The 23,074-nt window shown below is 72.3% G+C and carries 16 protein-coding genes and 2 pseudogenes; 10 read left to right on the top strand and 8 right to left on the bottom strand.

Annotated features, from left to right (window positions below; all coding sequences use genetic code 11):
- Positions 1-590: 590 nt before the first annotated feature.
- The gene (locus ACWGIS_RS14960) at positions 591-3,407 is read right to left on the bottom strand and encodes an ATP-binding protein (RefSeq protein WP_453362817.1); all 2,817 of its coding nucleotides are present in this window, start codon (positions 3,405-3,407) and stop codon (positions 591-593) included.
- A gap of 959 nt (positions 3,408-4,366) precedes the next feature.
- Positions 4,367-5,215: a response regulator transcription factor gene (locus tag ACWGIS_RS14955; protein ID WP_453362816.1), complete on the bottom strand. Its 849-nt coding sequence runs from the start codon at positions 5,213-5,215 to the stop codon at positions 4,367-4,369.
- 101 nt (positions 5,216-5,316) lie between these two features.
- Between ACWGIS_RS14955 and ACWGIS_RS14950 the strand changes: the two genes are divergently transcribed.
- Together ACWGIS_RS14950 and ACWGIS_RS14945 are read left to right on the top strand one after the other, a co-directional pair.
- Positions 5,317-7,020 carry an AMP-binding protein gene (locus ACWGIS_RS14950; RefSeq protein WP_453362815.1) on the top strand — a complete coding sequence of 568 codons (1,704 nt, stop codon included), beginning with the start codon at positions 5,317-5,319 and terminating at the stop codon, positions 7,018-7,020.
- The gene (locus ACWGIS_RS14945) at positions 7,017-8,639 is read left to right on the top strand and encodes an AMP-binding protein (RefSeq protein ID WP_453362814.1); all 1,623 of its coding nucleotides are present in this window, start codon (positions 7,017-7,019) and stop codon (positions 8,637-8,639) included. The genes ACWGIS_RS14950 and ACWGIS_RS14945 overlap by 4 nt, the downstream gene beginning before the upstream one ends.
- Positions 8,640-8,696: 57 nt before the next feature.
- Here ACWGIS_RS14945 and ACWGIS_RS14940 read toward each other — a convergent pair.
- Positions 8,697-9,095 (bottom strand): annotated as a pseudogene (locus tag ACWGIS_RS14940) (hypothetical protein); the annotation flags it as partial.
- Positions 9,096-9,869: 774 nt separating this feature from the next.
- Positions 9,870-10,130, bottom strand: a pseudogene (locus tag ACWGIS_RS14935) (hypothetical protein); the annotation flags it as partial.
- A gap of 321 nt (positions 10,131-10,451) precedes the next feature.
- On the opposite strand from ACWGIS_RS14935, the gene gcl reads away from it, so the two are divergent.
- Positions 10,452-12,236 (top strand): glyoxylate carboligase, encoded by a 1,785-nt coding sequence (gcl, locus tag ACWGIS_RS14930; protein WP_453362813.1) that lies wholly within the window; start codon positions 10,452-10,454, stop codon positions 12,234-12,236.
- Positions 12,237-12,672: 436 nt separating this feature from the next.
- On the opposite strand, the gene ACWGIS_RS14925 is transcribed toward gcl, so the two are convergent.
- From ACWGIS_RS14925 to ACWGIS_RS14910, 4 genes are all read right to left on the bottom strand, one after another.
- Positions 12,673-12,897 (bottom strand): hypothetical protein, encoded by a 225-nt coding sequence (locus ACWGIS_RS14925; RefSeq protein ID WP_453362812.1) that lies wholly within the window; start codon positions 12,895-12,897, stop codon positions 12,673-12,675.
- 403 nt (positions 12,898-13,300) lie between these two features.
- Positions 13,301-14,758 (bottom strand): catalase, encoded by a 1,458-nt coding sequence (locus ACWGIS_RS14920; protein WP_453362811.1) that lies wholly within the window; start codon positions 14,756-14,758, stop codon positions 13,301-13,303.
- Between the two features lie 192 nt (positions 14,759-14,950).
- Positions 14,951-15,844 (bottom strand): 2-hydroxy-3-oxopropionate reductase, encoded by an 894-nt coding sequence (locus tag ACWGIS_RS14915; RefSeq protein WP_453362810.1) that lies wholly within the window; start codon positions 15,842-15,844, stop codon positions 14,951-14,953.
- Between the two features lie 229 nt (positions 15,845-16,073).
- On the bottom strand, positions 16,074-16,913 hold the full coding sequence (locus tag ACWGIS_RS14910) for a TIM barrel protein (protein ID WP_453362809.1): 840 nt from the start codon (positions 16,911-16,913) through the stop codon (positions 16,074-16,076).
- Positions 16,914-17,050: 137 nt separating this feature from the next.
- Here ACWGIS_RS14910 and ACWGIS_RS14905 point away from each other — a divergent pair, with 137 nt between their 5' ends.
- The 7 genes from ACWGIS_RS14905 (at position 17,051) to ACWGIS_RS14875 (ending at position 23,001) form a co-directional block, all read left to right on the top strand.
- Entirely contained in the window at positions 17,051-17,311 is a 261-nt protein-coding gene (locus tag ACWGIS_RS14905) for a hypothetical protein (RefSeq protein WP_183117073.1), read from the top strand.
- Positions 17,308-17,676: a helix-turn-helix domain-containing protein gene (locus ACWGIS_RS14900; protein WP_453362808.1), complete on the top strand. Its 369-nt coding sequence runs from the start codon at positions 17,308-17,310 to the stop codon at positions 17,674-17,676. Before ACWGIS_RS14905 ends, ACWGIS_RS14900 begins: the two co-directional genes overlap by 4 nt.
- Before the next feature lie 201 nt (positions 17,677-17,877).
- Positions 17,878-18,393, top strand: coding sequence for a 2-oxo-4-hydroxy-4-carboxy-5-ureidoimidazoline decarboxylase (gene uraD, locus ACWGIS_RS14895; protein ID WP_453362807.1), 516 nt, complete (start codon positions 17,878-17,880; stop codon positions 18,391-18,393).
- The gene (gene uraH, locus ACWGIS_RS14890) at positions 18,390-18,779 is read left to right on the top strand and encodes a hydroxyisourate hydrolase (protein WP_453362806.1); all 390 of its coding nucleotides are present in this window, start codon (positions 18,390-18,392) and stop codon (positions 18,777-18,779) included. The genes uraD and uraH overlap by 4 nt, the downstream gene beginning before the upstream one ends.
- A 5-nt stretch (positions 18,780-18,784) precedes the next feature.
- Entirely contained in the window at positions 18,785-19,732 is a 948-nt protein-coding gene (pucL, locus tag ACWGIS_RS14885; protein WP_453362805.1) for a factor-independent urate hydroxylase, read from the top strand.
- 180 nt (positions 19,733-19,912) lie between these two features.
- Positions 19,913-21,289 carry an 8-oxoguanine deaminase gene (locus ACWGIS_RS14880; RefSeq protein WP_453362804.1) on the top strand — a complete coding sequence of 459 codons (1,377 nt, stop codon included), beginning with the start codon at positions 19,913-19,915 and terminating at the stop codon, positions 21,287-21,289.
- Positions 21,290-21,615: 326 nt separating this feature from the next.
- On the top strand, positions 21,616-23,001 hold the full coding sequence (locus ACWGIS_RS14875; protein ID WP_453362803.1) for a nucleobase:cation symporter-2 family protein: 1,386 nt from the start codon (positions 21,616-21,618) through the stop codon (positions 22,999-23,001).
- Positions 23,002-23,074 lie beyond the last annotated feature (73 nt).

Below are 23,074 nucleotides of genomic sequence, written 5' to 3'. Positions count from 1 at the left end.
GTCGCGGGCCGCTCGTGGAGGCCCGCGACGCCCCCCGGTTCATGCCTGAGGGGTACTCAGGAAATCTGTTCACGCAGCGAGTTGACCCGAATCCCGCGGTCAAACCTGGACACGGGTCTCCTCGTCGGCCGGTGGGGGGACGCCAGGGCGGGGCCCCGGCGGGCCGGTGCTCCGTGCCCCGGCGAGCGGCACGCCCTCACGCTAGGAGCAGCCACCCGGGCTCCCCAAGGGGGGAAGCCCCTAGGCGAGCCGGGGAAGGGAAAACCCTCGGTCGCGCCGCGCAAACCTCCACCGGCCGGGGGCCCGCCGGGACGCATCCCGCAGGCGGGCACGGAAGCGCCCGAACGGACGGTCCGGGGAAGTCCACGCAGCGGACGGACGGGGGCAAGTGCTAGTGGGAATGCCGGAGTTCACCTCGGGGGTGGCCGGAGCGCTGTACGGGAGTCGATACGGTGGGCGGCCCGGCGGCTGGCCCGCTGGGGCCTCTGGTCGCCGGGGGGACGATGTCCACGTGTGAGCGGCGGTTCATCCGCCGCGGCCTCCGGCTCCAGGTCGCCGGCCGGACGATGTCCATCCCCGCGAGCGGCGTTTCACCCGCTGCGGCCCCCGGCCGCCAGGCGCACGATGTCCACCCGCGACCGGATCCCCAGCTTCCGGTAGACCCGGGTGAGGGTCGCCTCGACCGTCTTGACGCTGATGAACAGGCGGCCCGCGATCTCGCGGTTGGTGGCGCCCTCCATCACGAGGGCGGCGACCTGGCGTTCCGTCGCGGCCAGCGCGTCGAGGGCCACGGAGGCGGTCGCCGGGGCGACCCGGGCCGGGTTCGCGGCGGCGGCCTTCTCCGCCCGGCGCAGCCACGGCAGCGCGCGGCACCGCCGGAACAGCCGTACCGCCTCGTCGTACGCGGCCGACCCGGGCCGGTGCGCGCGCAGTCCGGCGAGGGCGTACGCGGCCCGCGCCTCCTCCAGTCCGTGGCCGAGCCGGGCGAGCCGGTCCTGCGCCGACGTCAACTGCCGTACCGCGGCGGCCGTGTCGCCGCGTGCCGCACGCGCCAGGGCCTCGGCCCGGTCGAGCACCGCGAGCACGCTCTCCCGCCCGAGACGCAGCGCCCGGACGCGCGTCGTGTCGATGACGTCCTGGGCCTCCGCCGGCTCACCGATCCTGACCAGCGCCTCCGCGAGGTCCCCGTGCCAGCGGCCGCGCGCGGGATCGGTGACCCCGAGACTCTCCTCCAGCTCCCTGACCCGGCGCAGCGCGCGGACGCACTCCGGCGCGTCCCCCGCCACCAGGTGGGCGTGCCCGAGGGCGCCCAGCGCGCGCGAGAGGTAGATGAGGTCGCTGTCCTCCTCGGCGCGCTCCACCGCCTCCCGGGCCAGCGCGAGGGCCTGGTCCAGATCGCCACCCGCGGCTTCCGCGAGGGAGGCGACCATGGCGGTGGCGGCCTCCCCGATCCCGGTGTCGCGGGCCAGCCGCAGGCTCTCCCTGGCGAGGTCGAGGGCACGGCCGCAGTGCCCGGCCCGCAACTCCGTCTCGGCGAGCCCGCGCACGAAGTGCACCTCGCTCTCGACCATCCCGCGCCGCCGCACCTCGCGCAGCAGGGCGGTGATCGTCGTCCGTGCCTCCGCGAGCTGGTCGCCCATGACCAGCCAGCGGAAGCGGGCCGCGCCGGCCCCGTTGTGGTCGCACGCCACCCGGGGGTCCTGCGGCTCGCGCATGGCCCGCTTGATGGTCGCGGGCGCGTCGGAGTGCCCCATCAGGGTCTCCATCTGGGCCTGGAAGGCGAGCGCGAGCAGCTCGGTGCGCCGGTCCCCGGCACGTTCGGCCAGCTCGGCGGCGCGTGCCGCCTCCTCGCGGCCCTTCGCCATCTCGCCCTCCAACAGCAGCGCCCGCCAGGCCAGTTGGTAGCGCACAAGCGCGAGGAGCCCCGGATCGTCGCCCGCGTCGGCGAGGGCCTGAGGGAAGACCGCGTCGACCTCGGCCATGGCCTGCCCGGCCGCGTCGATGACCACCATCCAGGCCCGTACGCGATCGGCGGCCCCGGTGGCGCGGCCGAGGACCTCGCGGGCGATGTCCCGGGCGAGGTCGGTCTCGCCGGCGGTCAGCGCGTCCTCCGCCGCCTGCAACCGGCGCTCGTCCGGGCCGGGGGAGGTGTCCTGCGGCGTGTGCCGGGCGGCCAGCAGCCCCAGTCCCGCGGCGACCGAGGGGGCGCCGCGGTCCCGGGCCGCGGCCGCCGCCTCACCCAGCCGGGCCGCCACCCGCGCGTCGGTGCCGGTCGTGGCAAGGGCGAGGTGCCGGGCCCGTTCGATGGGGTCGGAGGCCGCCGTGGACAGGGCGGTGTGGGCGGCGCGCCGCTCCTGCGGGGTGGCCTCGGCGTACACGGCGGCCGAGATGAGGGGGTGCGCGAACCGGATGCCGGGGCCCTCCCGCTCCGGGGCCAGCAGGCCGAGCGCGGCGGCCGACGCGGTCTCCGTCTCGGCGTTCTCACGGCCCGCGGCGCGCAGCAGCGCCTGGGTCGGGCGGGCGCCCGCGCTGGCGACGAGCAGCGTGCGGCGGGCCTCGGCGGGCAGCATGCCGATGCGGTGGAGCACCAGCGCGCGCAGCGACGTCGGCACCGGGAGCGGCTCGCCCGGTTGCGGGGGCGTCGGGTTCTCGGCCAGGGCGCGGCCGAGCTCCAGCGCGAAGAGCGGGTTGCCGCCGCTGGTGCGGTGGATGTCCCGCACGGCCGAGCGGGGTAGCCCTGTGTAGCCGCGGCGGTCGAGCAGTTCCGCGACCTGCGTGCGGGAGAGCGCGCCGACGCGGACGGCCAGGGTGTCCGGGGGCAACGCGCGTAGATGGAGGTCGTGCCCTTGGGTCTCGACCTCCGTTTCCGTGCGCACCGCGCACAGCATGCGGACCGGCATCTCGCCCAGGCGGCGGGCGGCGAACCCGAGCAGTTCGATGCTGGCGGGATCCAGCCACTGGAGGTCGTCGGCGACGATGAGCAGGGGGCCCCGGGCGGCCAGGGCCCGGAACGCGGACAGCACCGCGAGGCGCAGGGCCAGGCCGTCGCGCTGCAGGGTGGACTCGCCGCGGCCGGTGAGCGCGGACTCCAGGGCGGTGCGCTGCGGGGCGGGCAGCGCGTCGGACACCTCGTCGACGACCAGTCCGAGGAGGTCGGCGAGGGCGAGGAAGGGGAGGTGGGATTCGGACTCGGTGGCCGAGCAGCGCAGGACGGTGCGGGCGGCACCGGCGTATTCCGCGGCCAGGGCCCGCAAGACGGTCGACTTGCCTATTCCGGCGGGCCCGTGGACCAGCACGCTGCCGCCCCGGGAGAGCTGGGTGCGGGCGTCGGCGAAGACGTCCTCCCGGCCGATGACCAGGTCGGAGCGGGGCCGCGCGGGCTCCTGGAAGTCCCCTGTCACGGTCACCGCTCCCTCCTGCGTCGCGTCCGGCCAATATTAGGCAAGGAACCCTCGAAAACCGGCCGGTCGACGAGGTGAGGGAAATTACAGGGCGCGGCATACGGCATTTCACCGCCGAGCGCCATGAATGAAGACATCCCGCAACGGACGCGGGCCCCGTCCGGCGGTGCCGGTTCTCGGCCTCGGACGCCGGCTTCTCGGCCGACGCTCGGGCCCTCGCGGGGCCCGGCCCTCGCGGGGCCTGTCTCCCCGCTCACGGACACCGGATACCTGGCCGACGCTCCCGGTCTCGCGTCCCGGGCTCCCGGCGTCCGGCGCTCCCCGCGTCCCGCAGCTCGCGGAGGCTGCTGCCCTGGCGGCCTCGGCTTCGGCCGACGCTGACGGCCGGGGCCTCCCCGGACGCCGACCGTGCGCCGCGGCCCACGCGTCCGACGGGGTCCACGGGCCTGTCCCGGCGTCCTTGCGGGCGCAGACTCCGCCGCAGAAGACGCCAGCGCATGCGTCCACGTGGCGAGGTGCGCCCGCCCAGGGTCATGTCACCTGGGCGGCCGACGCCCGCGCCTGGCGATGGATACGGCGCCTGCTCGGGCGTCGGTGCCGGGTTGCCGGGGGTGCCACCCCGGCCCGCTGCCGACGCCCGCGCCTGGGAAGGATGGCACCTCCTCCGTGTCCGATGGGCACCGGTCCGTCTGCCGCTGCCGACGCCCGCACCGGCCAAGTCAGCCAGGTGTGAATGAGATTGACGGCCTGACACCTCGTCCGCCGCTGACGCCCGCGCCTGGCGACTGATGCGGCGCCTGCTCCCACGTCCGAAGGGCGCCGACCCGCCTGCCGGACGCCGACGCGGCCGACGCCGCGCTCGGCGAGATCGGCGGCGTCTGCCCCGGGTCGCCGGGGTCGCCGAGGGCCCCATTCCGGCCGCCGCCGATGCGCGCACCGGCGCTCGGGGAGGTGTACGGCGACGACTACGGCAGCAGCCCCGCCCGTCGTGCCGCGACGACCGCCTCCGTGCGGGTGTGGGCGCCCAGCTTGCGCATGGCTGAGCGCAAGTAGCTTTTGACGGTCTCCGGGCGGAGTCCGAGCCGCTCGGCCGCCGCCGCGTTGGTCGCGCCCGCCGCCACGCAGGCCAGGACGTCGACCTCCCGGGCGGCCAGCCCAGGAGCGGAGGCTGCGGGAGCCCCGGCCGGTTCCGGCGACGCCGCCCGGGCCAGCCGCCCGCAGGCCCGCAGCAGCTCGGCCCGCAGCGCCGGGTCCTCCACCCGCGGCGCCAGGGCCCGCAGGGCGCCGTGCGCCTCCCGGACCTCCTCCCACGCCGCCCCGGACGCCGCGTCCGGCACCCGGACGGCGGCCAGCAGGCTCCGCGCCTCGTCCCGGACGACCAGTGCCTGCTCCAGGTCCCGCGCCGCCTCCACCGCCGCAGCCAGCGTCCGGTCGCCGAGCGGCCGGGCCGTCCGCAGGGCGCCGTACAGGACGCCGCGCACCCGGCGCCGTACCACCACGGGCACGGCCAGGACGGAGCGCAGCCCCTCCGTGGCGACCGCGACGTCGTACTCGTGGCTGATCTGCCGCGACGACGAGTAGTCCGTGACCGCGCACGGCCGGGCGAGGGCGACTGCCTTGCCGCCCAGGCCGTTGCCGGAGGACACCGCGAGAGCGCTGAGCGCCGGCGTCGCCGTGCCGCTGAGTACGCTGATGCGCACCTGCCGGCGTCCCGGCTCGAACAGGCCGCCGAAGGCGACCGGCAGCCCCGTCGTACGCCGCAGCCGCATCAGCGCACCACGCATCTCGACCGCCTCGGCTGCGTCAGCTGCCACGTCCTCGCCCCTTCATCGCGGCGCACCCCCGTTCGGGGGTGGTGAGACCTGCATCACGGATTACACGATGTTAGGTGGCTGTCCGGCAACGAGGAGGACACATGACGGCGAAGACGAGCGCGACGGACGGGTTCCGGACCGCACGGGACTTCCTGCTGGCGCACCGCGAGGACTACGCGGCCGCCTACGCGGGGTTCGAGTGGCCCCGCCCGGAGTACTTCAACTGGGCGCTCGACTGGTTCGACGTCATCGCGCGCGACAACGAGCGGACGGCCCTGCACCTCGTCGAGGAGGACGGCACCCGCGTCCAGGTGTCCTTCGCCGAGATGTCCGAGCGCTCCGACCGGGCCGCGAACTGGCTGCGCGCCCAGGGCGTCGGCGCGGAGGACCGCATCCTCGTGATGCTCGGCAACCAGGTCGAGCTGTGGGAGACCGCCCTGGCCGCGATGAAGCTGCGCGCGGTCGTCATCCCGGCGACCCCGCTGCTCGGCCCCGCCGATCTGCGCGACCGCGTCGAGCGCGGCCGGGTCCGGCAGGTACTCGTCCGGGCGGAGGACACCGGCAAGTTCGCCGACGTGCCCGGCGACTACACCCGGATCGCGGTCGGCGGCCCGCCCGGGCGGCCCGCGTCGTACGAGGAGGGCGGCTGGCTGCGCTACGAGGAGGCGTACGAGGCCCCCGCCGCGTTCGAGCCCGAGGGGCCGACCCGGTCGGACGACCCCCTGATGCTCTACTTCACCTCGGGCACCACCGCCCGGCCCAAGCTGGTCGAGCACACGCACACCTCGTACCCGATCGGCCACCTCGCCACCATGTACTGGATCGGGCTGCGCCCCGGTGACGTGCACCTGAACATCTCCTCGCCCGGCTGGGCCAAGCACGCCTGGTCGAACCTCTTCGCCCCGTGGAACGCGGAGGCGACCGTCTTCATCCACAACTACACCCGCTTCGACGCGGGCCGCCTGATGGCGGAGATGGACGCCGCCGGCGTCACGACCTTCTGCGCCCCGCCGACCGTGTGGCGCATGCTCATCCAGTCCGACCTGGGCCGGCTGCGCACCCCGCCGCGCGAGGCACTCGCCGCCGGGGAGCCCCTCAACCCCGAGGTCATCGAGCAGGTGCGGCGCGCCTGGGGCGTGACCGTCCGGGACGGTTTCGGGCAGACCGAGACGGCGGTCCAGGTCTCCAACAGCCCCGGTCAGCCGCTGAAATCCGGCTCGATGGGCCGGCCCAGCCCGGGCTTCCGAGTCGAGCTGCTCGACCCGGTGTCCGGTGCCCCCGGGGTGCCGGAGGGCGAGATCGCGCTGGACCTCTCCAACCGTCCGGTGGGCCTGATGACCGGCTACCACGGTGACGCCGACCGGACCGCCGAGGTCATGGCGGGCGGCTACTACCGCACCGGCGACATCGGCTCCCGCGACGACGACGGCTACATCACGTACGTGGGCCGGGCCGACGACGTGTTCAAGGCCAGCGACTACAAGATCTCCCCGTTCGAGCTGGAGAGCGCCCTGCTGGAGCACGAGGCGGTGGCGGAGGCGGCCGTCGTCCCCGCCCCCGACGAGCTGCGGCTCGCCGTCCCCAAGGCGTACATCGTGACGGCGGAGGGCTGGGAACCGGGCCCGGACACCGCGAAGGCGCTCTTCGAGCACTCGCGCACGGTCCTCGCTCCCTACAAGCGCATCCGCCGGCTGGAGTTCGGCGCGCTGCCCAAGACGGTGTCCGGCAAGATCCGCCGGATCGAACTGCGCGAGGCCACCGCCGCGGGTTCCGCCGCGGAGTACCGCGAGGAGGACTTCCGATGACGAACTCCGCACCGACTGAAGCGAGTTACGCGCACGGCACCAGTACGACACCGCTGCTCGGCGACACCATCGGCGCCAACCTGGACCGGGCGGTCGCCGCCCACCCCGGGCGGGACGCGCTCGTCGACGTGGAGTCCGGGCGCCGCTGGACGTACGCCGAGTTCGGCGCGGCCGTCGACGAGGTGGCGCGCGGGCTGCTCGGCAAGGGCGTGCTCAAGGGCGACCGGGTGGGCATCTGGGCGGTGAACTGCCCCGAGTGGGTCCTCGTCCAGTACGCCACCGCCCGCATCGGCGCGATCATGGTCAACATCAACCCGGCCTACCGCGCGCACGAGGTCGAGTACGTCCTGAAGCAGGCGGGGATCTCGGTCCTGATCGCCTCACTGGCGCACAAGGGCAGCGACTACCGCGCCCTGGTCCGGCAGGTCCGCGAGAAGTGCCCCGAACTGCGCGAGACCGTCTACATCGGCGACCCGTCCTGGGACGCGCTGACGGCGGCGGCGGCCTCGGTGCCGCAGGACCGACTGGCCTCCGTGGCAGCCGAGTTGAGCTGCGACGACCCGGTCAACATCCAATACACCTCGGGCACCACGGGCTTCCCCAAGGGTGCCACGCTCTCCCACCACAACATCCTCAACAACGGTTACTGGGTGGGCCGTACGGTCGGATACACCGAACAGGACCGGGTCTGCCTGCCCGTGCCCTTCTACCACTGCTTCGGCATGGTCATGGGAAACCTCGGTGCCACCTCGCACGGCGCCTGCATCGTCATCCCGGCGCCGTCCTTCGACCCGGCGGCGACGCTGCGGGCGGTGCAGCAGGAGCGCTGCACCTCGCTGTACGGCGTGCCGACCATGTTCATCGCGGAACTGAATCTCCCCGACTTCGCCGCGTACGACCTGTCGTCCCTGCGCACCGGGATCATGGCGGGCTCGCCCTGCCCGGTCGAGGTGATGAAGCGGGTGGTCGCCGAGATGCACATGGCGGAGGTGTCCATCTGCTACGGCATGACCGAGACCTCGCCGGTGTCGCTGCAGACCCGCCGGGACGACGACCTGGAGCACCGCACGGGCACGGTCGGCCGGGTCCTGCCGCACATCGAGGTGAAGATCGTGGACCCCGTCGACGGGGTGACGCTGCCGCGCGGCACGGCGGGCGAGCTGTGCACCCGCGGCTACAGCGTCATGCTCGGCTACTGGGACGAGCCCGAGAAGACCGCGGAGGCCGTCGACCCGGGCCGCTGGATGCACACCGGGGACCTGGCCGTGATGCGCGAGGACGGTTACGTCGAGATCGTCGGCCGCATCAAGGACATGATCATCCGGGGTGGCGAGAACATCTACCCGCGCGAGATCGAGGAGTTCCTCTACGCGCACCCGAAGATCGCCGACGTCCAGGTCGTCGGCGTGCCGCACGAACGTTACGGCGAGGAGGTGCTCGCCTGCGTCATCCCCCGCGACCCGGGCGACCCGCTCACGCTGGAGGAGCTGCGGGCCTTCTGCGAGGGGCAGTTGGCGCACTACAAGATCCCCAGCGCGCTGCGCGTCCTGGAGTCCTTCCCCATGACGGTGTCGGGGAAGGTCCGCAAGATCGAGCTGCGCCAGGGGTACGGGGCCTAGCGCCCCGCGTCCCGGGGCGGCCCGCGTTCGTGCGGGGGCCGGCCCGGGCCCCCGCCGTCAGGGCCGCGCCGCGACCAGCTCGTCGGCGCTGCCGTTGACCGGCTGCGGTGTGCCCGTCAGGTCGAGGACGAAGAGCGCGACGCGCAGGTCGTCGGCGCGGTCCCGGGCGTCGTCCGCGAAACCGGCGAGCGAGAAGTACACGCACTCCGCCGACTCCGTCATGGCCGTCAGCCACAGGCACTCCACGTCCCGCACGGACGCCGGGCGCACGGTCGGGTCGACCTGCGCCACGACGCCCCGGGCCGCGATGCCGATCCCCGACGGGGGCCGCTGGTCGGCCCGCCGGATGTCCTCGTACCCGAGCCACCTGAGATAGAGGGCGGCGGCGGTGACGGCGTCCCTGGCCGTCCGGATGGTGACGGGCTGGAACGCGGCACGCCGGGCGCGGGCGGCGACCCGGGGGAGCGGACCGCGCCGGGCCCGGCCAGAGGAGGGGGATGCGGCGGCCGACGGCACGGTCCTGGGGGTGCCGATACCGGTACCGGCGCCCACGCCCGTGATGCCGGTGCCGGTGCCGCTGGTGGTGCCGCCGCGCGGCTGGGCGTTCGCGCCGGTACCGGTATCGGTGCCGGTGCCGGTGCCGGTATCGGTATCGGTATCGGTACCTGAATCAGCACCGGTACCAGCATCGGTGCCGGGGCCTGTACGGGCGCTTGTGCTGGTACCCGCGGCGCTCGCAGCACCGGTACCAGTGTCGGTACCAGCACCGGCCCCAGTGTCGGTACCGGTGTCGACGCCAGCAGCGGCACCGGTACCAGTGTCGCTACCAGCACCAGCTCCAGTGCCAGTGCTGGTAGCACCAACACCAGCCCCAGTGTCGGTACCGGTGTCGACGCCAGCACCGGCATCGGTACCAGTGTCGCTACCAGCACCGGTATCAGGACCAGCTCCAGCGCCCGTGCCCGTGCTGGTAGCACCGGCACCAGTGTCGGTACCGGTGTCGACACCCGCACCCGCACCCGCACCAGCGCCAGTGCCCGTGCTCATCCCAGTACCGGCGCCGCTGTCAGCGCCCGTACCGCTCCCGGTACCCGTCTCACCGGGCGGCCCCACCCCAGGCCCGGTGCCCGTACCGCTCCCGGTGCCGGTACCCGTATCGGCACCCTCGCCCTCACCGCTCTCCGCGGACCTCCCCGCGGACTCCCCGGCGCCCTCCCGGCGTTCAACGGGAGTCACCGGGATCCGCAGGGCCGTGCCGCACGGGCAGGCCAGCTCCGGGTGGGGCCACTCGTGCACGCGGCCGCAGGCACCGCAGCGGACGGCGACCCAGTCCTCGTCCCAGGTGCGGTGGGTGACGGCGACCGGCCCGGCGCCGGGGCCGGGATCGAGCGAGGGCGTCACGGGCGCACCGCACACGCACGGGTAGGACGGCGCGGCGTAGAGGTGCTCGCGGCGGCAGGCCGGGCACCGCACCGGCACGCTCTCGGCCATGGCCCACTCCAGGACAGACGGGGCGTCGGACAGACGTGGCGTCGGGACAGCGTCCCCATCGTCCTCCAGCGGATGCCCTCCCGGCAGCGAAACAGCCAGACGGCGGGGGCCGGATCGCGCCACGGCGCACCGCACGGCCCGGCACCCGGACCACCCTTGACGGCCCGTCCGCACGCCACTTACATTGCTTCCAGATAGTAGAAGTTAGTTTCCGCAATACGGAATTCCTGTGAGTTCCTGATGCGGGGTCCACACGGATCACACGGCTCTCCGAGGGGCGCGACGGGAGCGCGAATCCGCCAGCCGAAGCAGGAGTACTCCATGGCTCGTATGACCGCTGCCCGCGCGGCAGTCGAGATCCTCAAGCGCGAGGGTGTCAGTGACGCGTTCGGTGTCCCCGGCGCGGCGATCAACCCCTTCTACGCGGCCCTCAAAGCCTCCGGCGGGATCGGTCACACCCTGGCCCGGCACGTCGAGGGCGCCTCGCACATGGCGGAGGGTTACACCCGGACCCACCCGGGCAACATCGGCGTCTGCATCGGGACGTCGGGACCGGCCGGCACCGACATGATCACCGGCCTCTACTCCGCCATCGGCGACTCCATCCCGATCCTGTGCATCACGGGCCAGGCCCCGACCGCCGTGATCCACAAAGAGGACTTCCAGGCCGTCGACATCGCCTCGATCGCCAAGCCGGTGACCAAGATGGCGGTCACGGTCCTGGAGGCCGCCCAGGTCCCCGGCGTCTTCCAGCAGGCGTTCCACGTGATGCGTTCCGGCCGTCCGGGCCCGGTCCTGATCGACCTGCCCATCGACGTCCAGCTCACCGAGATCGAGTTCGACCCGGAGACGTACGAGCCGCTGGGGGTCTACAAGCCGGCCGCGACCCGGGCCCAGATCGAGAAGGCGATCACCCTCCTCAACGAGTCCGAGCGCCCCCTGATCGTCGCGGGCGGCGGTGTGATCAACGCGGACGCCTCCGAACTGCTCGTCGAGTTCGCCGAGTTGACCGGTACGCCGGTCGTGCCGACGCTGATGGGCTGGGGCATCCTGGCCGACGACCACGAGCTGAACGCCGGCATGGTCGGACTCCAGACCTCGCACCGCTACGGCAACGCGACCTTCCTGGAGTCCGACTTCGTTCTCGGCATCGGCAACCGCTGGGCCAACCGCCACACCGGCCGGCTGGACGTCTACACGGCCGGCCGGAAGTTCGTGCACGTCGATGTCGAGCCCACCCAGATCGGCAGGATCTTCGCCCCGGACTACGGCATCGCCTCCGACGCGAAGGCCGCCCTGGAGCTCTTCGTGGAGGTGGCGCGGGAGTTGAAGGCGGCCGGCCGGCTGCCCGACCGTTCCGCGTGGGCCGCGTCCGCGCAGGAGCGCAAGGCGACGCTCCAGCGCCGCACGCACTTCGACGACGTCCCGATCAAGCCGCAGCGGGTCTACGAGGAGATGAACAAGGCCTTCGGCCCCGAGACCCGGTACGTCACCACCATCGGCCTGTCGCAGATCGCCGGCGCCCAGATGCTGCACGTCTACCGGCCGCGGCACTGGATCAACTGCGGCCAGGCGGGCCCGCTCGGCTGGACGGTCCCCGCCGCGCTCGGCGTCGCCAAGGCCGACCCCGAGGCGCAGGTCGTGGCGCTCTCCGGCGACTACGACTTCCAGTTCATGATCGAGGAGCTGGCCGTCGGCGCGCAGCACCGGATCCCGTACGTCCATGTCCTGGTGAACAACGCCTACCTGGGCCTGATCCGGCAGGCGCAGATCGGCCTGGACATCAACTTCCAGGTCAACCTGGAGTTCGAGAACATCAACTCCCCGGAGCTGGGCGTCTACGGCGTCGACCACGTCAAGGTCGTCGAGGGGCTCGGCTGCAAGGCGATCCGGGTCACCGACCCCGCCGAACTGGGCGCGGCCTTCGAGCAGGCCAAGAAGCTCGCCGCCGAGTACCGGGTGCCGGTGGTCGTCGAGGCCGTTCTGGAGCGCGTCACCAACATCGCGATGAGCAGGACGAACGACATCAGCGAGGTCGTCGAGTTCGAGGAGGTCGCGACCGAGCCGGGCCACGCGCCCACCGCGATCAGGACGCTGAAGGTCTGACGCGGGCGGTTCCCGCCGTACGACGGCCGAAGGGCGGCTCACCCACCGGTGAGCCGCCCTTCCGCCGTGCCCGGAATTCGCGAGGTCTCGCGGCTCCCGCCCCCGTGTGCTTCCCCGTGTGCTTCCCTCGTGGTGCTGTGGTGCGGTGGTGCTTCCCCCGTGGTGCGGTGGTGCTCCCCCGTGCGCTTCTCCCGTGGTGCTGTGGTGCGTCCCCCGTCGTGCGGTGGCGCTTTCCCTTGGTGCTTCCCCCGTCATGAGGCCCGCCGCCCCCGTGCCGGCGGGCCTCATAGGGCGAGGATGTGCCTCGGGCGGGGGGAGTTGAAGACCTCGCGCCGGTGTTCAGAGGTTGATTTGAGGGTTCCGTAGGCGAAGTACGCACGCTGGTGTACGCCAGGTCCCCGGTCCCGCGGACGCGGCCGGCGCCCCGCCGTGGGGTTCAGCGTGCCGGGTGCTCCGAGAGGCCGGGCCAGTCGTCCGGGCCGCCGCCCTGCCACTGGATGATGTCGCTCTCCTCGACCTCGGTCTCGTCCAGGCCCGCCTCGCGCAGGATCTCGACGACGTCGTCGAGGTGGGACGCGGCACCGAGTTCCTCGTCACCCGCGGTGACCCTGCGCGAGCCGTCCAGACCGGGGGCGTGCACGACGATGCTGGGATGGTCCATGCCCCCAGCGTGCTGCGCGCAGCCGCGATCCGCACCTCGGCGCGGCCGTCGCGCGCACGACGCGCAGCGCCGGGTACGGGACCGTCCGTACCCGGCGCTGCGAGCCGGTGAGCTGTGCTGTTGTTGCCGTCCGACGGCGCGAGGCTGGGCGCGACAGGACGTTCGCGCCGCCGGACGGAGTCTGTGGTGCCGGGGTCCGGGGTGTCCCCCCGACGGGGTGTGGCTGGGAGACCGCGGCGGATGCGATGGGACCGGGACTCTCCTTCCCTCATGTCGAGAAGGAGGCCCTGGGCCTTGACCACCGCACTGGCTCGCACACCGCCGCGGCCCCCGTCCTGCCCGGAGCAGCCGGTGGACCACCCCTCATCCGGGTCCTGGGCTGTCGGGCGTTCTGGGGGGAGGCTCAGTCCTCGCGCAGGGCGCGGACGGCCTCCTCCACGCGCTTGCCGTACTCGGGGTCGGCGGCGTGGAAGTGGGCGAGGTTCTTCTCGACGACGTCGTCGCGGGTGACCTGGGAGAGGCCGCCGGCGATGTTGGCGATCAGCCGGGACTTCTCGTCCGCCGACATCAGCCGGTACAGCTCGCCCGCCTGGAAGAAGTGGTCGTCCTTGGTGTGCAGCGGGGCCTCGTGCGTGCCGGTGTGGCCGGCGACGGGGAGCGGCGCCGACAGCGGGCGGCCGGTCTCGACGGGGCCGTCGTAGGAGTTCGGCTCGTAGTTCTTGGCGCCGCGGCCCTGCGGGTTGGCGGCCATCAGGCCGTCGCGGCCGTAGTTCTCCGCGACCGTCGCCCGCGGGGCGTTGACGGCCAGCTGGGTGTGGTTGACGCCCAGGCGGTAGCGGTGCGCGTCCGCGTAGGCGAACAGGCGGCCCTGGAGCATCTTGTCGGGGGAGGGGCCGATGCCCGGAACGAAGTTGTTCGGGGAGAAGGCGGCCTGCTCGACCTCGGCGAAGACGTTGTCGGGGTTGCGGTCCAGCACGAGCCGGCCCACGCGGCGCAGCGGGTGGTCCGCGTGCGGCCACACCTTGGTGAGGTCGAAGGGGTTGAAGCGGTAGTCGGCCGCCTCCGCCGCGGGCATGAGCTGCACGTACAGGGTCCAGGACGGGTTGACCCCGCGCTCGATGGCCTGGAGCAGGTCCGTCTGGTGGGAGTTGGCGTCCTTGCCCGCGATCTCCTGGGCCTGCTCGGTGGACAGGCAGCGGATGCCCTGGTTCGTCTTGAAGTGGTACTTGACGAAGAAGGCCTCGCCCTCGGCGTTCGTCCACTGGTAGGTGTGCGAGCCGTAGCCGTTCATGTGGCGGTAGGAGGCCGGGATGCCGCGGTCGCCCATCAGCCAGGTGATCTGGTGTGTGGCCTCGGGGGCGTGCGCCCAGAAGTCCCAGACGTTGTCCGGCTCCTGACGGCCCGTGAACGGGTCGCGCTTCTGGGAGTGGATGAAGTCGGGGAACTTGATGGGGTCCTTGATGAAGAAGACCGGGGTGTTGTTGCCGACGAGGTCGTAGTTGCCCTCCTCGGTGTAGAACTTCACCGCGAAACCGCGCGGGTCGCGCACCGCGTCCGCGCCGCCCAGGTTGTCGGCCACGGTCGAGAAGCGCAGGAAGAGCTCGGTGCGCTTGCCGACGGTGCTCAGGAAGTCGGCGTACGTGAAGTCCGTGACGTCGTCGGTCACTTCGAAGTAGCCGTACGCGCCGGAACCGCGGGCGTGCACCACGCGCTCCGGGATGCGCTCACGGTTGAACCGGGCGAGCTTCTCCAGAAGGTGCTGGTCCTGGAGGAGGAGCGGGCCGCCGACGCCGGCGGTGGCGGAGTTCTGGTTGTCGGCGACCGGAGCGCCGGACTCGGTCGTAAGCACGCGCTTCGACATCGTGGACCTTCCGTACGAGGGGCAGCGGAAAGCTGCTTCCGCTTCGTGGGAGCCTAGGTTCGGGGCGATCCGGGCGTCAACAGTTTGTTGAAGTCCGGCGATCGGTGAAGAGTTCCGGGCGGTGCCGCCGCCTGGGCGCGACAGGACAGGTGTCAGCGGCGGCACCGCCCGGAGATCGGGGGATGCTCTCGATCAGAGCTGGGCGCCGGAGAGACGCTCGACCGCGCGCAGCAGCGCGGAGTGGTCCAGGCCACCGTCGCCCTGGGCGCGCAGGGAGGCGACGAGCTGGGCGACCACGGCGCCCACCGGCAGCGCCGCGCCGACGTTGCGGGCGGCGTCCGTGACGATGCCCATGTCCTTGTGGTGCAGGTCGATGCGGAAGCCCGGCTTGAAGTCGCGGCTCAGGAAGTTGTCCTTCTTGCGCGTCAGCACGGTGGAGCCGGCGAGCCCGCCGTTCAGGACGTCGAGGGCGGCCTTCAGGTCGACGCCCGACTTCTCCAGGAAGACCACGGCCTCGGCGCACGCCTGGATGTTCACGGCGACGATCAGCTGGTTGGCGGCCTTCACGGTCTGGCCCGAACCGTGCGGGCCGCACAGCACGATGGTCTTGCCGAGCGCCTCCAGGACCGGCTTGGCCTCGTCGAAGTCGGCCTGCTCGCCGCCCACCATGATGGACAGGACGGCCTCGATCGCACCGGCCTCGCCGCCCGACACCGGCGCGTCCAGGACGCGGATGCCCTTGTCCTTCGCGGCCTTGGCCAGGTCCACCGAGGTCTGCGGGGTGATGGAGGACATGTCGACCAGGAGGGCGCCGGAGCGCGCGTTCTCCAGGATGCCGTCGGGGCCGTACGCGATCGCCTCGACCTGCGGTGAGGCCGGGACCATTGTGATCACCACGTCCGCGTCCCGCACGGCCTCGGCGATCGAGCCCGCCGCCGTGCCGCCGGCCGCGGCCAGCCGGTCCAGCTTGTCCCGCTCCAGCGTGAAGCCGGTGACGTCGTAGCCGGCCTTGATCAGGTTCTCCGACATGGGGGAGCCCATGATGCCGAGACCGATCCAGGCGATCTTGGGAAGGGTGCTGCTCATGAGGGTGCCTCTCTACTGCTGTGCTGCGTCTGGGGGTTGCCGCGATGTGTGCGCGGAGCGGGCGGTCCGGCCGGACACCCCGACCGGGCAGGTCGGAGCCGGGGGGCAGCCGGCCGGTCGCGAGGGACCGGAAAGCGGGCCGGGAGCCGCCGGTCGGCCGCAAGGGTCCTGCCGGAGCCGGAGCCGGAGCCGGAGCCGGAGCCGGAGCCGGAGCCGGGGCCCGGGGCCGTCAGCGGGCCGCGCGGGACTCGCGGGGCAGCCAGTCGAACGCCTCGGCGCTCGGGCGGTCGCCGGGCTTGTACTCCAGGCCGACCCAGCCGGCGTATCCGGCCTTCGCGAGCCGGTCGAGCAGGTCCTCCAGCGGGAGGGAGCCCGTGCCCGGCGCGCCGCGGCCCGGGTTGTCGGCGATCTGTACGTGCCCGGTCCGGTCGGCGTACCGCTCGATCACCGACGGCAGGTCCTCGCCGTTCATGGACAGGTGGTAGAGGTCCATGAGGAACTTGGCGTTGCCGAGGCCGGTCGCCTCGTTCACCCGGTCGGCCACCGCCACGCCCGCGGGTGCGGACACCAGGGGGTAGCGCGGCGACTCGGGTGCGTTCAGGGTCTCGATGAGCAGGACCGCGCCGATCCGGTCGGCGGCCCGCGCGGCCAGGGCCAGGTTCTCCAGGGCGAGCGCGTCCTGCTCGGCCGGGTCCACGCCGTCGACGCGGTTGCCGTACAGGGCGTTCAGCGCCTTGCAGCCGAGCGACTCGGCGAAGGAGGCGGCCACGTCGATGTTGGCGCGGAACCGCTCCGACTCCGTGCCGGGGAGCGACAGGGCGCCCCGGTCGGGGCCGGGCAGCTGCCCGGCGTAGAAGTTCAGCCCCGTCAGCTGGACGCCCGCGTCCTCGATCGCCTTCTTCAGCGCGTCGAGCTCGGACCGCTCGGGGGTGGGGGAGTCGACCCAGGGCCACCACAGCTCGACCGCGGTGAAGCCCGCCGCGGCGGCGGCCGCGGGGCGCTCCAGGAGCGGGAGTTCCGTGAAGAGGATCGACAGGTTGACGTTGAAGCGCTGCTCTGCGAATCCCATGGGGTCGGCGCTCCCTTCCGTATCGATGTTCCGTATTGCGGAAGTTCGTTTCTGCTTAATGGAAGATTGCCGTCGGGTGTCGGAGCTTGTCAAGAGGGGGCTGCCGGAAAATCGGCACCGCGCAGTAGGTTGAGCGCGTGCGATTGAGAGTGGAGTTCACGACCGAGCCCTTCGACCTCGACGAGGCCCCCCGGCACGCGCTGGTCGCCCGTGAGGTCATCGAGGCGGCAGAACTGGACGCCGTCGACGTCGGCCCGTTCGGCAACACCGCGGAGGGCGCCGCCGACGAGGTGCTCACCGCCGTCGACGCCCTGCTGCGCAGGTCCCTGGAGGCGGGCGCCACCCGCGTCTCGCTCCAGGTCAACGTGGTCGGCGCCGCCGGGGAGGGCGATAAGTGACCGGGGCCGGGGACGACCCCTTCGTCACGGCGGTCAAGCCGCTGGTCGACGCCATGGGGGGCGAGATGCTCGCGCCCGAGGAGGCCGGCGCCGACGACGTCGTGCTGTCCTGGGAGGGCGCGGACGTCGTCGCCGTGCGCCTGCCGCAGCTCGCCGACTCGCTCGACCACATCCTGGCCGCCCTGGAGCGCAAGCGGGGCAAGCCCCTGGCGGAGCTGGACCGCAAGGCCAAGCAGGAGGTCGTACGGATCCTGGAAGCGCGCGGCGCCTTCTCGGTGCGGCACGGCGTGGAGACCGTCGCGAGCGCGCTCGGCGTCAGCCGCTTCACCGTCTACAACTACCTGAACCGCGAGAAGGAGTCCTGAGCCCCGGCACCGGAACGAGGCCCTGACCTGGGCGGACACGCCGTGCGTGGCCGTGTCGGAGCAGCCCGCGGCGAGCCGCCGCCCGTATCGTCCGGGCGGCGGTTTTTTGTTACCCGGATTTTTCAACAAAGTGTTGACGTGGTGTTTCCGAGGGCGTTAGCTATCCGCAGCCCGTCCAGCACAAGGCCACGGAGGCTTCCCGTGACGTCGAGTACGACACCTGGCGGTCTCGCCCGGTTCAACGCCCTGGAGGAGCACGCGGCCCTGGCCGAACTCCACGAGGCGTGCGCCTCCACGGTCTGGGCGCGCCGCCTGCTCGCCCACCGCCCCTACGCCACCGCCGACGACCTGCTCGCCGCGAGCGACGCCGCCATGGCGGAGCTGACCCCCGCGGACCTGGCCGAGGCGATGGCCGGACACCCGCCGATCGGACGCCCCAAGCCGGGGGACCCGACCTCCTCCCGGGAGCAGCGCGGGATGGCCGGCGCCTCCGAGGAGCTCAAGGCGGAGATGCTCGGACTGAACCTGGAGTACCAGGAGAAGTTCGGCCACGTCTTCCTCATCTGCGCCACCGGCCGGACCGGCGAGCAGATGCGCGACGCGGTCAAGGAGCGCATCGGCAACGCGCCCGAGCAGGAGCGGGAGATCGTCCGCGCCGAGCTGGGCAAGATCAACCGCATCCGGCTGACCGCCCTCGTACAGGAAGAGCAGGCATGAGCACCGACAGCACGGCCTCCGTGTCCACCCACATCCTGGACACCAGCGTCGGCCGCCCCGCCGGGGGCGTCGCCGTCGGCCTCGCCGCCCGCGGCGGACGCGACGCGGACTGGCGCCCGCTCGGCGGCTCCGCGACGGACGCGGACGGACGGTGCAAGGACCTGCCGGCGCTGCCGGAGGGGACGACCCACGTACGGCTCGACTTCGCCGTCGAGCCGTACTTCGAGAAGAAGCAAGCCGATGCGCAGCAGGACGCCCCCGCGAACCGGGACAGCGGCGCGTTCTTCCCCGAGGTGGCGATCACGTTCGCCGTCGTACCGGGCGAGCACTACCACGTACCGCTGCTGCTCAACCCGTTCGGCTACTCCGTTTACCGAGGGAGCTAGCAGACATGACCGACCGATCCCGCCCTGCCCGCATGACCATGCTGGGTCAGAACCAGTACGGCAAGGCCGAGAACCGCGTCGTGAAGATCACGCGCGACGGCGACACGCACCACATCAAGGACCTGAACGTCTCGGTCGCGCTGAGCGGCGACATGGACGACGTGCACTACTCGGGCTCCAACGCGAACGTCCTGCCGACGGACACCACCAAGAACACGGTGTTCGCCTTCGCCAAGGAGCACGGCATCGAGTCCGCCGAGCAGTTCGGCATCCACCTCGCACGGCACTTCGTGACCTCGCAGGAGCCGATCCACCGGGCGCGCATCCGCATCGAGGAGTACGCCTGGGAGCGCATCGCCACCTCCGACGCGAACTCGCGGTTCATCGGCGCCGACGAGGTCAACCACTCCTTCGTGCGCAAGGGCCAGGAGACCCGGGTCACCCAGGTCACCTTCGACGGTGAGAAGTGGGAGGTCGTCTCCGGCCTCAAGGACCTGGTCGTGATGAACTCGACGAACTCCGAGTTCTGGGGCTACGTCAAGGACAGGTACACGACGCTCAAGGAGGCGTACGACCGCATCCTGGCGACGCAGGTGTCCGCGCGCTGGCGGTTCAACTGGACCGACGACGAGCAGCGGATGCCGCACTGGGAGAAGTCGTACGAGCAGGTCAGGAAGCACATGCTCCAGGCCTTCGCGGAGACCTACTCGCTGTCCCTCCAGCAGACCCTGTACCAGATGGGTTCGCGCATCATCAACCACCGCAGCGAGATCGACGAGGTCCGCTTCTCGCTGCCGAACAAGCACCACTTCCTCGTCGACCTGGAGCCCTTCGGCCTCAAGAACGACAACGAGGTCTACTACGCGGCCGACCGCCCGTACGGCCTCATCGAGGCCACCGTCCTGCGCGACGGCTGCGAGCCGCTCATCCCGGTGGACCTCACCAACCTGTAGTACTGCCCGAGCGGCCGAACGGGCCGCAGTGGTACTGCTGCCGTACCCCCGACGCGTGCGCCGGCGTCGACATCCCAGGGGGAGAGCGGGGGCATCTGCGCAACAACAGCACCACGGACCCGGTCGTCACCCCGCTCGGCCCCCGGGTCCGTCCGCCAATGGGAAGAACGAGGAACCGCCGTGGCAGTCGAGCGCATCGTCATCGAGAACTGCGCCATCGCGACCGTGGACGCCGGCGACACCGAGTACGCCTCGGGCCACATCGTCGTCGCCGGCAACCGGATCGAGTCGGTGGGAGCCGGAAAGGCCCCCGAGAACCTGGAGAACGTGGTCCGTCGCATCGACGCGACCGGACACCTGGCCACTCCCGGCCTGGTGAACACGCACCACCACTTCTACCAGTGGATCACCCGCGGCCTGGCCACGGACCACAACCTCTTCAACTGGCTCGTCGCGCTCTACCCGACCTGGGCGCGCATCGACGAGAAGATGGCGTACTCCGCCGCGCAGGGCTCCCTCGCCATGATGGCGCGCGGCGGTGTCACCACCGCCATGGACCACCACTACGTCTTCCCGAAGGGCTCCGGCGACCTGTCCGGCGCCATCATCCGGGCGGCGCGCGAGACGGGCGTCCGCTTCACCCTCGCCCGCGGCTCCATGGACCGCAGCGAGAAGGACGGCGGCCTGCCGCCCGACTTCGCCGTCGAGACCCTCGACGGGGCGCTGGCCGCCACGGAGGCGACCATCGACGCGCACCACGACGCGTCCTTCGACGCCATGACGCAGATCGCCGTCGCGCCCTGCTCGCCCTTCTCCGTCTCCACCGAACTCATGCGGCAGGGAGCCGAACTGGCCCGCCGCAAGGGCGTACGGCTGCACACGCACGGCTCGGAGACCGTGGAGGAGGAGCAGTTCTGCAAGGAACTGTTCGGCATGGGACCGACCGAGTACTTCGAGTCCACCGGCTGGCTCGGCGAGGACGTGTGGATGGCGCACTGCGTCCACATGAACGACTCCGACATCGCCGCCTTCGCCCGGACGAAGACCGGTGTGGCCCACTGCCCGTCCTCCAACGCCCGGCTCGCCGCCGGCATCGCACGCGTCCCCGACATGCTGGCGGCCGGCGTCCCGGTCGGTCTCGGCGTCGACGGCACGGCGTCCAACGAGTCGGGCGAGCTGCACACCGAACTGCGCAACGCCCTGCTGATCAACCGCCTCGGGGCTCACCGCGAGGCCGCCCTGAACGCCCGTCAGGCACTGCGCCTCGGCACGTACGGCGGCGCCCAGGTCCTCGGCCGGGCCGCGCAGATCGGCTCGCTGGAGGCCGGCAAGCTCGCCGACCTGGTGCTGTGGAAGCTCGACACCCTGGCCCACGCCTCGATCGCCGACCCGGTGACCGCGCTGGTCTTCGGCGCGGCGGCCCCGGTCACCCTCTCGCTCGTGGACGGCAGGCCGGTCGTCGAGGACAGCCGGCTCCTGAACGTCGACGAGGACGCCGTCGCCCGCTCCACGCGGGACGAGGCGCAGCGCCTGGCGCGGATCGCCGCGCAGGCCTGACCCACCGGAGATCTCCGGCCGAGGGGGACGGCCCTCGGCCGGTAGCCATGGACCCGAGCGGGGTCCGTGGTGGCCGTGTCCGGGGAACGCGCACGGAGGTGCGTGTTCCCCGGAACGGTCCCGTCGCGAGCACACCGGGCGACCGGTGCGCCCCGCGGCGGCCATCGCCCCGGAGACCCGGTCTCCGAGACGTATCGTCCCGGTCCCGCACGACCGCGCATCACCTCCCTGAAACCCGCGTCGCCGCCGTGGCGGACGCGTAACCGACCGGAGGAGCCGCCGTGGCCGCCCAGCCCGCGCCCCGCACCGATGCAGTCCCCACTGGCGTGCCCAAGCACCCCGTGGACGAGAAACTCCCGCCCCTGAAGATGGCGGCCAGCGGCCTCCAGCACGTCGCCGCCATGTACGCGGGAGTGGTCGCCCCACCGCTGATCGTCGGCGCCGCCGTCGGTCTGTCCGGAACCGAACTCACCTTCCTCACCGGCGCCTGCCTGTTCACCGCGGGCCTCGCCACCTTCCTCCAGACCCTCGGCTTCTGGAAGATCGGGGCCAGGCTGCCGTTCGTCAACGGCGTCACCTTCGCCGGCGTCGCGCCGATGACCGCCGTCGTCGCCTCCGCCGACGACAAGAGCGACGCGCTGCCGATCATCTTCGGCGCCGTCATCGTCGCCGGTGTCCTCGGCTTCATAGCCGCCCCCTTCTTCTGCAAGGCGGTCCGCTTCTTCCCGCCGGTCGTCACCGGCACCGTGATCACCCTGATCGGCATCTCGCTGCTGCCCGTCGCCTTCGGCTGGGCCCAGGGACCGGACCCCGCGGCGCACGACTACGGCTCCAAGACCTATCTGGGCCTCGCCGCCGTCACGCTCGTCATGGTGCTGCTGCTGCGCCGGTTCACCCGGGGTTTCGTCAAGCAGATCGCCGTCCTGCTCGGCCTGGTGCTCGGCACGCTCGTCGCCATCCCGTTCGGGGTCACGGACTTCGGGCCGGTCGCCGACGCGGACGTGGTCGGCTTCCCGACCCCCTTCCACTTCGGCGCCCCGCAGTTCCAGGTCGCCGCGATCCTCTCGCTGTGCGTGGTGATGGTGGTCTCGATGACCGAATCGACCGCGGACATGCTCGCGTTGGGCGAGATCGTGGAACGGCCCGCCGACGAGAAGACCATCGCGGCCGGTCTGCGCGCCGACACCCTCGGCTCGGCACTGAGCCCGCTGTTCAACGGCTTCATGTGTAGCGCCTTCGCGCAGAACATCGGGCTCGTGGCCATGACGAAGGTGCGCAGCCGGTACGTCGTCGCGACCGGCGGCGGGTTCCTGGTCCTGATGGGGCTGTGCCCGATGGCCGCCTCGCTCATCGCGGTCGTCCCCAGGCCGGTGCTCGGCGGCGCCGGTGTCGTCCTGTTCGGCTCGGTCGCCGCGAGCGGCATCCAGACCCTGGTGCGGGCGGGCCTGGAGAAGGACAACAACGTCCTGATCGTGGCCGTGTCGATCGCCGTCGGCATCATCCCGATCACCGCGCCGGAGTTCTACCACGCCTTCCCGGAGACCGCGAAGATCGTCCTGGACTCGGGGATCTCGACCGGCTGCGTGGCCGCCGTCCTCCTCAACGTCGTCTTCAACCACCTCGGCAGGAACCGGGACGCGGAGGACGTCACCCATCCCATGGAGGCGGGCGAGGAGCTCGGCCCGCGCGGCAAGGCGCTCCCGGCCCACTGACGGGCCCCCACGGCGGGCCGGCCCCTCGAAGAGGCCGCCGCCACCCGCGGCACACGGAGGGCGCGGCACCGAA

The sequence above is a fragment of the Streptomyces sp. NPDC054842 genome, from assembly GCF_053611025.1.
Note: the sequence above shows the minus strand (reverse complement) of the source record. Positions and strands in the feature narration are given on the sequence as shown.